This window comes from Aquabacterium sp., assembly GCF_016234775.1.
Taxonomy (GTDB): domain Bacteria; phylum Pseudomonadota; class Gammaproteobacteria; order Burkholderiales; family Burkholderiaceae_C; genus Aquabacterium.
Genome location: NZ_JACRAH010000009.1, coordinates 133,827 through 144,583 on the forward strand (window position 1 = coordinate 133,827; position 10,757 = coordinate 144,583).

Genomic DNA, 10,757 nt, shown 5'->3' on the forward strand with positions numbered 1-10,757 from the left:
ATAGAGCAAGCGGCCCCTGCCGCGCGCCGCCAATCCTTTTTATCAAATGATGAAATTTACGTCTGCGGCCCCCACACATGAGGGGGCGGGGAACCCCTCTTTGATGCGCCGCATTAAATCAATACGATGGGCTAACGTTGGGTAATAAGTCACGCAATTCGAGATGTATGTGGACTGTCCTCAACGCCCACCCGCCAAGAGAGGAGCATCCATGATCAAGCTAGTGCGCCGAACGGCAGTTGCCGCCGGCATCGCTGCACTCAGTCTGGCATCCAGTGCCAGCTGGGCTGCCAGCTATACGTATGATTTCAAGACGTTCTTTGACACGTCGACCACCCTGGATCTGCTGGACACCAAGACCCTGAGCTATTCGGTGGCGACACTGAACATCGCCGATGTCACAGGTGGTGTGCAGCTGACGCTGAGTCAGTTGGCCAACGCTTTCCCTGCCAAGACCGGCGGGACCTTTGTCGAGGCCTTGTGGCTGGCCGGCCCGAACGGCACCCTCAAGCTGACGTCGGCCAATACGTCGCTGGCTTTTGGGTCCGGCTACAACTGGCTGCTGCCCCAGATCAAGGACGCTGGCTACACCTACCCCTGGAACATCGACTTCGCGTCGAAGACCTTTGCCGAAGGTGAAACCACGACCCTGACCATCACCGGCTCCGGTGTGACCGCTGCGGCCTTTGCCAAGGCCGGTACCGTGCCCATGTTGAACCTCGGTAACATCGGCAGCCCCTACACGGGTCTGCTGGGCCTCAATACCGAAGTGCACTTCATTGGCAAGTTGCAGACTGCCCCTGTGCCCGAGCCCGCGACCTATGCCTTGATGGGCCTGGGCCTGGTCGGCATCGCCGCGGCAGCACGCCGTCGCGCAGCCTGAGATTAGAAGAGACAAGCGAAACAAGCCCCGGCGAGGCCAAGTCCGGCCGGGCACCAAACGAAACCCCACCATGCATCGCGCTTGGTGGGGTTTTCTTTTGTCTGGCGGACTGTGTGAAACGGTGTCAGATGCCGGCGACGAACTCGCCCAGTACTTCCGCAAACGCATGCGGTTGCTCGACCGCACTGAGATGGGCGCAGCCTTGCAGTGTCACCAGTTGTGAGCCGGCGATGCCTTTGGCAAGGTTTTGCGCCATGTCCACGGGCGTACCTTCGTCCAGGCTGCCCGCAATCACCAGCGTGGGCACGCGGATCAACCCCAGTTTGCTCGACGTGTCGGTGTCGCACAGTGCGGCGGCGCAAGCCGTGTAGCCTTCCGGGTCGGTGGCCTCCAGCAAGCGCTGGTGACGTGACACGGTGGCAGCCTGTTGCTGGCGGAACGCCTCGCTGAAAAAACGTGCCATCGTCGTCGTGCTGATCGCGCTCAAGCCGTGTGATTCCACGGTTTCAATGCGCTGCCCGATGGCTTCGCGACCTGCTGCGGTGTAGTTGCTGGTTGTATTGGCCAGCACCAGCGCCTTCACCTTGTCCGGGTGGCGGATGGCCAGTTCCTGGCCGATCATGCCGCCCATCGACAGGCCTACCCAGATCACTGGCTCACCTTCAGCCATCTCGTCGATCAAGCGGGCGGCGTCTGCCGCCAGTTCGGTCATGGACAGGGGCTCGGATGGTGTTTGTGATCGGCCGTGGCCGCGGGTGTCAGGGCAGATGACGCGGCAGGTCGCGGCCAGTTCATTGGCCACCTGATCCCACATCGAGCCATCCTGGCCCAGCGCGTGGCTCAGCACGATGGTGTGGGCCGCCTTGCCGTGGCGTGGCTCACGCACGGTCGCGTGCAACTTGGGGCGCGTGCTGGTGAAGACCGAGCGGCCTACGCCGGGGTGCCAGGATTGATCCGCCGGATGGGCCGGCGGCTCGATACCCAACTCGCGCATGATGCCCAGGGCCTTGGCAAAGCCGGTGTTGGCGGCCGGTACGCCGGCATAAATGGCGATCTGGATGAGGGCTTCACGCACCTCTTCGGGGGTCAGTGTCTGGGCATTGCCAGGCGTGAGCGAACCGCGCATGTGGATCTCGAACTCGTCCCAACGGCCCAGTGCGCAGGTCACGGCCATCACGATGATGCGGCGTGTCTTCCAGTCCAGTCCGGGGCGGCCCCACACGCCATGCCATGCATAGTCGGTGATGAAGTGCTGGAACTCGGCATTGAAGGTATTGGCTTTGGCCACCGACTTGTCTACCCAGGCGTCGCCAAGGGCTGCGCGCCGATTGCGCATGCCGCGCTCGAAGGGGTGGTCGAAGGGCTGTTCCAGTGGTTTGGACATGGTGGGGCGGCTGATCGAGTTCGGTGACAGGGTGACATTGTGCCGCGATGTGCAATGCCTGCGTCATACAAGCCCTCAGGGCCTTACCGTGTGCACAGCTTGTCGCGTATCGGTTATGGTGCGCACCATGCAACGAAGCCTGATGCCGCTATTTCTCTCCGTGTCTTTCGTCGGGGGGCGAGCCCGTCGAGCCGGTGCTGTCATGAGCCTGGTGGCGGTGGCACTGTTGGCGGGCTGCGCCTCCAGCCCGTCGCCTGTTGGCTCACGGGGGCCGGGTGCTGCTGTGCGTCCGGTCGATGCGGGCGTGCGGCAGACCGACCGCGACGGTGCGCCCAGCGATGCGCCTCCCAATCTGGCTGCGCTGCCTGATCCCGTGCCGCAGATCGAGCCCATCAAGGCGAGCGGCCCCAACAAGCCCTATGTGGTACTGGGGCAGGCTTACGAGCCTGTCGCGGCCGATGTGAGCTGGAACGAGCGTGGCGTGGCCTCCTGGTACGGCACCAAGTTCCATGGCAGGCGTACGGCCAGCGGCGAGATGTTCAGCATGTATGGCTTGACTGCGGCGCACCGCACGCTGCCCATTCCAAGTTATGCGCGCGTGCGCAATGTGCGCAATGGCAAGGAAACCATCGTGCGCGTCAATGACCGCGGGCCTTTTCACTCGTCTCGGGTGATAGACCTCAGTTATGCGGCTGCGGTGAAGCTGGGCATCGTCAGCCTGGGCAGCGCCGAGGTCGAAATCGAGCGCTTGACGTTTGACCAGATTCGCACGGGGGCCTGGCGCCGGGATCCGGTTGATACCGCTTCCTCTACACAGTTGGCTGCCGCGCCGTCGATCACGCAGGCCTCGGCCTCACCAGATGGGGCAGAGGATCCGATCATGTCGGTTGCCGGCAAGGCTGGCCTGCCCGTGGCGCCGCTACCGGAGGCCGCTGTAGTCAAGGAAGCGCAAGCCAGGGCCTACACGCCCGATGCCAAGGGCTTCTGGGTGCAACTGGCCGCGCTGGGCAAGCGTGACGGGGTGGATCGGCTGCAGCAGAAAGTGGCGTCCGAGCTGACGTCCTTGCTGCCTTTGCTGGCCGTGTTTCATGAGGCCCCCTACTTCAAGCTGCAAGTGGGGCCCTATGGTTCGCGTGGCGAGGCCCTGGCCGCTGCACAGCAGGCCCGGGATGCCTTGCAGTTGACGCCGCTGGTGGTCGAGCGCCGTTGATACGCTGGAACAGGGGCGACGAGGCGATCAGCCGCGTTGCTTGCGGCTGTATGCGTGCACGGTGTCCACCAGCACGCTCACGTTCTCAGGCGGCGTGAACTGGCTGATGCCATGGCCCAGGTTGAACACGTGGCCAGATTGCGGGCCGGGCACACCAAAGCTGTCCAGGGTCTTGATGACCTCGGCCTGAATCTGCTCAGGGCCGGCAAACAGCACGTTGGGATCCAGATTGCCTTGCAGGGCGACGCGATCACCGACCATGGCGCGGGCCTTGCCCAGGTTCATCGTCCAGTCCAGACCGACCACATCGCAGCCCGTGTCCGCGATCTGATCCAGCCAGAGTCCGCCACCCTTGGTGAACACGATGTGCGGGATGCGCAAGCCATTGTGTTCCTTCTTCAACTGAGCCAGCACACGCTTCGTGTAGGCCAGGCTGAATGCCTGGAAGGCGCCATCGGCCAGCACGCCGCCCCAGGAGTCGAACACCATCACGGCCTGTGCGCCGGCTTCGATCTGGGTGTTGAGGTAGAGCGCCACGGCATCGGCGTTGACGGCCAGGATGCGGTGCATCAGATCAGGGCGCTGGTACATCATGGTCTTGACCAGGCGGTAGTCGTCCGACCCGCCACCTTCGACCATGTAGCAGGCCAGCGTCCAGGGGCTGCCCGAGAAACCGATCAGTGGCACGCGCCCCACGCCGTCCTTGTCGGCCAGCGCCGAGCGGATGGTGCTGACTGCGTCGAACACGTAGCGCAGCTTGTCCATGTCGGGCACGGCCAGCTTGGCTACGGCCGCCTCGTCACGTACGGGCGAGGCGAACTTGGGGCCTTCTCCTGCGGCAAAGCTCAAACCCAGGCCCATGGCGTCGGGCACGGTCAGGATGTCGGAAAACAGAATGGCCGCATCCAGGGCGTAGCGGTCCAGCGGCTGCAGGGTCACTTCGCAGGCCGCTTCCTTGTTGGTGGCCAGGCCCATGAAGCTGCCCGCCTTGTCGCGCGTGGCGCGGTATTCGGGCAGATAGCGGCCGGCCTGACGCATCAGCCACACGGGCGTGTAGTCCGTGGGCAGGCGCAAACAGGCGCGCAGAAAGCGGTCATTGGCCAGCTTGGGCAGGGCGATGTTGGGTGTGGCAGCAGCAGTCATCCCGGGATTGTAGGCAGTCCTGCCAGAGAGCCTTCTGAAGGCAGGTCAAGGCGTCTGCATTGGCCCTTATCCAAGGGGTGATCCGCACAAATCATGAGGCCAGGTGGTGCGGGCTTCTGGCAGCATCAAATGCATGGCATTCATCACCTCCGACGTCGTTCCCCTCAATCGATCCGAGCATGGTTATGCGGCGCTGGAGGGGCTGGCCGCTGGCGTGCTGCAGCCTTACATCCTGCGCTTCAATGCGCCCCTCGAAGAGCCGCTGGTGCGACGCGTCTTGCGCGAGCTGGTGACGATCTATCCCAAGCTGCGGGCCATCCTGGAGCCGGGGCCGCACCGCTACCACTTCCGCATCCTGCCGGATGACCATGTGGTCGATCAGCTGTTCGAGCAGGCCTTTCAGGTGGATGCGCACATCGATGTGGACGACCCCAAGGCCCTGGAGGCCTGGCATCAGCGCATGGTAAACGAGGTGCTCCCGCTGGAGCGCGGCATCGGCATGCGCGTGCGCTTCGTGCCGCACGCACAGCGCGCCGTCATCCTGTTTGCCGTGCCGCACATCTTTGGCGACGGCATGACCATGATGCACCTGATCAACCAGATGGTGCGCGGCCTCAATGGCATGCCCATGACGCCCATGCCCATCGAGGCCCCTTCATTGATCGGGGCCATCGCGCCGGATCATTGGTGGCAGTGGCCCGCCAAGATCTGGCGCTCGCGTCAGCACAAGGTCGCGCAGGCGCGCTTGCTCAAGACCCTGAATGTGCAGCGAATCCCCAGACGGCCGCAGCCCAACTTCTCGACCACGGGCCTTCGGCACCATGCACTCAGCATTGGCGCGCAGGAAGTGCGGCAGGCGGCACGCAAGCTGGGCGTGTCCACCAACACCTTCCAGGTGGCGGCCATTGCGCAGACCTTTCTGGATCAGGCGCCTCACGATCCGCAAGCGGCTGCGGTGATCCGCATTTCCGTCAACATGCGGCGCTACTACCCTGAATCGGCTGGGCACGGGCCCTTGTGGGGCAACCACGTCGGCGCCTTCCTGATCATCGAGCAGGGCGCCGGCAAGTCGCTGCCGGATCGCGTGCGCTCGGTGGGCGAGCAGATGAAAGAAGGCCAGGCGCGCTTTGCCCGCCGCGAGATGTCCTGGACCTATCTGCTGGAAGAGTTCATGCAGGTACTCGGGCGCACGCTGGTGGGTTACATCGGCGTGCAGATGAAGCGCAACGACCGCTTTCCGCTGATCAGCTGCCATGCCACGAGCCTGGGTGATGCCGGGCCGGTGATCAATCCGCCGGATGTGCCTGTGCGCATTGACCAGTTCATCCCCATCGTCAGCAGCGTGGCGCCTTTGCAGGTGCTCTATGAGGCCGACGGGCGCCTGGCCCTGCCCAATGTCTGGCAGTTGTCGGAAACATCGCCTGAGGATGTCGATGCGTTCCTGGCCAGGCTTGATCAAACCTTCGAGCGCCTGGTAGCCGAGGTGGCTCGGCTACCTTGATCGCTGCGTTTACAGCCGGCCCAGCTCCACATACAGCGGGCGGTTGTCGATGCCGGGGCGGGGGTCTGCGCCATAGCTCAGCCAGAAGTGGCTGGAGAACAGCTTCTGGCGCTTGTAGCTGCGCGGCACGTTTTCCAGTGGGTCGCCATGCGTGAAGGCTGTGGCCAGCGCATCAAACTTCTGGCCCTGGTTGGCCATCACGTGGTCGATCAGGCCTTGCAGCACAGCCGGATCGTCATTGGCGATCAGGATGTTGGACAGCGTCAGGTAGTTCAGCACGCCACCGATCGGTGGCAGCTTGAAGCCACCCGTGATGCCCACGTACAAGTTGTAGATCGGGCGCAGCACCTTCACGATGGGCTTGAAGCCCACGATGCGCGTCTGCTTGTAAGCCTTCTGGTTCCAGCCGGCAATCATGCCGATGATCTCGCCATTGCGCGTGGCCAGCACGAAGTCGCCGATGCTCAGGCCAGCATAGTACGAATCACCGGCCAGCAGCTTGGCAAAGTCATACACGGGGTAGCCATTGCGGCGCGGTGCTTCTCGATCAAAGAAGGCCTGCATGGCGGGCACATCGGCGGCTGTGGCAGCGCGCATCTGCACACCCTGAGGGATGCGTGGGGTGATCTTGCGCGTGAAGATGAAGCTGGTCTCGATCGTGTGGCTGATCCAGTAGTCGAACAGCACGCCGTCGGCCGTGTTCTTGGCAGCGTCCAGCGGAGCGGTGTTCTCCTTGAGCACGATGCCTTGCAGCAGGTCGTCGTTGGAGCGGTGCTTTTTCTGTTCGATGAACAGGTTCGAGGCGATGCCGCGACGGCGGTAGTACGGGTCCACACGTGTGTCGCCCGAGTAGTACACGCGGCGCTTCTGGCCACTGATGTACAGGTCGCGGCCGGAGATCACGGTCAAGCCGGCCAGCACGTCGGGGCGTTCGTCGTCATCGGCGACGGTCAGCACGAACTCGTCGCCAATGACCTTGGCGCCCACGAAGAAGTCGGGTGCGCGCTGGAAACACATCTGTGCCACGCCAGGCATCGTGATCTTGGTGATCAGATCCTGCATCTTGGCGTTGTCGGCGGGGGTGCCCTGTCGTACGGTGATGGCCATGGTGAACGGTGGATCAAATAGGTGGGAGAAGGGGCTGGGGCCTGGTCAGCTGTCCAGCGACTGACGCAACACGGCCGGCACATCGCCACGCCAGTGTCGCAAGGGTTCGATCTTGATGTTGCCTTCAATCATGCCGCGCTCACGGCACTGATCCAGGTAGATGGCACGCATGTGCGGCAAGGCCACGCAGGCGGCGTGTTGCAGCTGGCCCAACTCGCGCGCCAGCTTGTAGTGGAAGTTGCTTTGCAAGGCCTTCTCGACCTGATCGGCCAGTGAGCGCTGCATGGCGTCGCGTGGGGCATCGGCGCGGCACTCGACCAGCAGCACATAGCCGGGTGTGCGGTTGCGAGCTTCATCCAGTGCCAGCAGGGTGACCGGCATGGTATCGGCCAATTGCAACTGGTCCTGCACCATCTGCGCGGTGGTGGCGCTGGTCTTCTCGCCCACCAGGTCCACGCCATCATTGCGGCCCAGGAAAGTGAAGCAGGGAACCTGGCCCAATGGCTTTTCGACATGGATCACATCGGCCATCTGGTAGCGTGCAAAACCGCTGCCTGTGGTCATGATGGGAATCACATCCTGGCCTTCACGCAATTGCCATGGCGCGAAGATCTTGCCGTCCACCGCATCGGCAAATTCATAAAAATGGCTGAGATAGGCCAGCGGATATCGGCCGTCAAAGGGAAACGTCACCACACCTTCGGTGGCCCAAAGGCCTTTGCCCTGGAAGCCCGCGTGGGGCAGCAGCCCTTTGAGTTTGCCCGCCCATGGTGCCGCCGCCGCGGTGTCCCAGGCACTGAGCACCGCCAGTTGGGGCCACAGTTGCTCGAAAAACTTGGCTTGCAAGGCGCCGTCCCACTTCATCAGCAGGTGCGCAGCGCGGGGAGATTGCGGGCAGGGCAAGCCGGCCATGCGGGGCGTGCGTGCACCCCAATGGCCCGAGCCCAGCACGTTGACCAGTTCCGTGCGCCAGGCCGACATCTGCTCCAGCAAGCCCAGGCCGAAGGTGGGGCTCCACACCGAGATGAAGCCCAGGTTTTGATCGGCAGCCAGGTAGGCGATGGTGGCAAACAGCGAGTCGTCCGAGGTTTCGGCAAGCGCGATGTCCTGAGGGGCCGCCTGCGTCAGATAGGCCAGCAGGCGCTTGCCCCACGACAGCATCTTCATGTCGTCGTTGATGTCGCCAGCGGTCTGGCTGCGCATCTCGGTGGGGATCCATGACAGCGACCAGTAGTGCGTGCCATGGCCTTGCCCGGGGAACTGGCGATACAGATCGCCGACCCACGCCGTGATGACCTGGTCGAGCTCGTCCAGGAACATCTTCGTATAGGGCACCCACTTCACGCCGGACGTCGAGCCGCTGGTGGGCTGATAGCGCATCACGGGCGAGTCGATCAGCAGCGATTGCTTGCGCTCGCGCTGCGCCGTGATGATGTCTGCGTAGTCCTTGTAGGTGGAGATAGGGACCTGGCGGACGAACTCCTCCCAGGACCAGTCTGCGCGCATGTTGCGGCGCTGGCCTTCGGGTGAGCGAGATGCGGCAGACAACCAACGGGCAAGCCGCGCGCGCTGGACGGATTCCAGTTCGCCGAGGTGCTGTTCAAAGCGACGCCGCCCGGGGGCGACCAGCAGTTTGAGTAGTTGGTGTCCGAGTGTGGTGCCGACGCCCATGCTCAGGAAGCCTTGGATCCCGCGCTGGCTTGATCAGCGTCGGACTCCAGCCATTCCTGGCGGCTTTGTTGCTGATGAGCGTGTTGCTTGGCGATGTCCAGCCCGGCGGGATTGTGGGTGCCCAGCATGTGCTTCTTGACCCACTTCCAGGGCACGTCCACGATGGAGCGGAACAGGCTTTCGTAGTCGCAGGCGGCAAGGCAAGGCACTTCCGTGCCGCGGCGCCAGCTGGGGTTCACCTTCTCGAAGAAGGCGATGTGCGGATTGGCTGACTTCAACTCTGGTGTGATGTCGGCGACGTCGCCCTTCAGGCGCACATACTCCTGCCCAAAGTCCAGCAGCATGGCTTCCTTGTCGAAGGCTTCAGGGAACAGCGCTTCGCAGTAAGCCTGCGTGATGTTGTGATAACGCTCGTTGCGACCGCCGCGGTTGCCGTCTACCTTGGGATAGTAGTTATAGAAGTTGTTCGTCATCAACAGATAGGTCTTGTAACCCTTGGAGATGAGGAACCAGTAGAACGGTGTGAACGGGCGCTTGATGCGCTCGATGATCAGGCGGCGATAGAAGGTGTTGGCCAGGGCGTTGTTGCCCCAGTAGGCCTGCTCGATGATGGTGTCGCCGCTGAAGATGCCGCGCACGCGCTTGCCATCGACCTTGATATCAAAAAACGTCTGGGTCGAGAAACCCACGATCTTGTCATCGGACTTGCGTGTCACCAGGATCACACCCGACTTCTTGCTCAGGTCATTGAGGAAGATGTCCAGCGAGGTGTTCTCGTAGTAGCTGGCGTAGATGTCATACATCTGCTTGATGTTGCTCACCGTCACCGATTTGATGGGACGGAAGAACGTGCTGACTTTTTCTTTTTTCGCCGTTGATGACATGCTGGACTCCACCTGAGCACCGGGCTTCAGAAAACACAAGCCCCAACCCCACTACAAGCAGCGGGGTGAGACCTGAATTGAATTCGATTGATAACTTGTAACGAAGCATGCCTGTGGCGTGATTTGTCCGACACAGTGCTTGCCCCAGTGCACCACTTAGATGGGGGGTATCTAACGTTGGGGGTAATACGGGGGTGTGGTTCGCGGACGACTCAGCTTGTCGTTCTGGCACCCGTGCTTGAGGGGGTAAACCGGCCTGTTTCAAACAAGCGAGCAACTAGGGCTTGGACTGTTCCCGGGTAAGTGCGTATAATCTTTAGGTTTTGCCGACGCCAGGGTCGGCGTTTTTGTGCCGATTAGCAGACGCCATGCAGGCAACCGATATGCCATTTGACGACTCTGACTGGTCCAAAGACGACGACCTTCCTGTCCGGCCGCTGACGCGGGAAGAGGCGCAAGCCCTTGCTGCAAAGCATCCTTCGATGTCCGTATGGCAAGTGCTGGCCGTTCAGGCTGCATTCGGGGTGCTGGTCGCGCTGGTGTGGGGTGCCCTGTCGCGCAGTCCGGTTGCTGCAGTGTCATCTTTATATGGTGCTGCGGTGGCGGTGGTGCCCAATGCGCTGATGGCGCGTGGGGTGTTCGGACGCAATGCGGGGCGCAGCGTGGGGGGTCTTCTTGTATGGGAGATCCTCAAGCTGGGAATGGCTGGCGCGATGCTCGCGCTGGCGCCTGTGTGGATCAAGCCCTTGGATTGGGTGGCCATGCTGGTGACCCTGTTGTTGTGCTTGAAAGTCATTGGGGTGGCGTTGCTCATGTGGCAGCGTCGCGGGAAAAATTTTGTTTGACGAGAGTTGCTGATGTCTGCTGATGCTCACGCCGCGACGGCTGAAAACGCCGCGCACCACGCGCCAACGGCCGGTGAATACATCAATCACCACTTGCGCCACCTGCAAAACCATGCAGATGCGCAAAGC

At 62.4% G+C, this 10,757-nt stretch carries 9 protein-coding genes; 4 read left to right on the forward strand and 5 right to left on the reverse strand.

Annotation, left to right across the window (positions count from 1 at the left end; all coding sequences use genetic code 11):
* The first annotated feature begins 211 nt into the window (after window positions 1-211).
* Window positions 212-883 (forward strand): PEP-CTERM sorting domain-containing protein, encoded by a 672-nt coding sequence (locus tag HY836_RS04280; RefSeq protein ID WP_290673907.1) that lies wholly within the window; start codon window positions 212-214, stop codon window positions 881-883.
* A 124-nt stretch (window positions 884-1,007) separates the two neighbouring features.
* On the opposite strand, the gene HY836_RS04285 is transcribed toward HY836_RS04280, so the two are convergent.
* Complete coding sequence (locus HY836_RS04285) at window positions 1,008-2,267, reverse strand: alpha/beta fold hydrolase (protein ID WP_290673909.1); 1,260 nt, start codon at window positions 2,265-2,267, stop codon at window positions 1,008-1,010.
* 127 nt (window positions 2,268-2,394) lie between these two features.
* Between HY836_RS04285 and HY836_RS04290 the strand changes: the two genes are divergently transcribed.
* Window positions 2,395-3,477, forward strand: coding sequence for a septal ring lytic transglycosylase RlpA family protein (locus tag HY836_RS04290; RefSeq protein WP_290673911.1), 1,083 nt, complete (start codon window positions 2,395-2,397; stop codon window positions 3,475-3,477).
* Between the two features lie 27 nt (window positions 3,478-3,504).
* Here HY836_RS04290 and hemE read toward each other — a convergent pair whose 3' ends face one another.
* A complete protein-coding gene (gene hemE, locus HY836_RS04295; RefSeq protein WP_290673913.1) occupies window positions 3,505-4,620 on the reverse strand; it encodes a uroporphyrinogen decarboxylase in 1,116 nt (371 codons plus the stop codon).
* 133 nt (window positions 4,621-4,753) lie between these two features.
* Between hemE and HY836_RS04300 the strand changes: the two genes are divergently transcribed.
* Complete coding sequence (locus tag HY836_RS04300) at window positions 4,754-6,121, forward strand: hypothetical protein (protein ID WP_290673915.1); 1,368 nt, start codon at window positions 4,754-4,756, stop codon at window positions 6,119-6,121.
* A 9-nt stretch (window positions 6,122-6,130) separates the two neighbouring features.
* On the opposite strand, the gene HY836_RS04305 is transcribed toward HY836_RS04300, so the two are convergent.
* The 3 genes from HY836_RS04305 to HY836_RS04315 are packed head-to-tail and all read right to left on the reverse strand — an operon-like array spanning window position 6,131 to window position 9,783.
* Window positions 6,131-7,228, reverse strand: a complete 1,098-nt coding sequence (locus HY836_RS04305; protein ID WP_290673917.1) for a hypothetical protein — start codon at window positions 7,226-7,228, stop codon at window positions 6,131-6,133.
* A gap of 45 nt (window positions 7,229-7,273) precedes the next feature.
* Window positions 7,274-8,899 (reverse strand): GH3 auxin-responsive promoter family protein, encoded by a 1,626-nt coding sequence (locus HY836_RS04310; RefSeq protein WP_290673919.1) that lies wholly within the window; start codon window positions 8,897-8,899, stop codon window positions 7,274-7,276.
* 2 nt (window positions 8,900-8,901) lie between these two features.
* Window positions 8,902-9,783 carry a hypothetical protein gene (locus HY836_RS04315; RefSeq protein WP_290673921.1) on the reverse strand — a complete coding sequence of 294 codons (882 nt, stop codon included), beginning with the start codon at window positions 9,781-9,783 and terminating at the stop codon, window positions 8,902-8,904.
* A 368-nt stretch (window positions 9,784-10,151) separates the two neighbouring features.
* Here HY836_RS04315 and HY836_RS04320 point away from each other — a divergent pair, with 368 nt between their 5' ends.
* Complete coding sequence (locus tag HY836_RS04320) at window positions 10,152-10,628, forward strand: ATP synthase subunit I (RefSeq protein ID WP_290673923.1); 477 nt, start codon at window positions 10,152-10,154, stop codon at window positions 10,626-10,628.
* Window positions 10,629-10,757 lie beyond the last annotated feature (129 nt).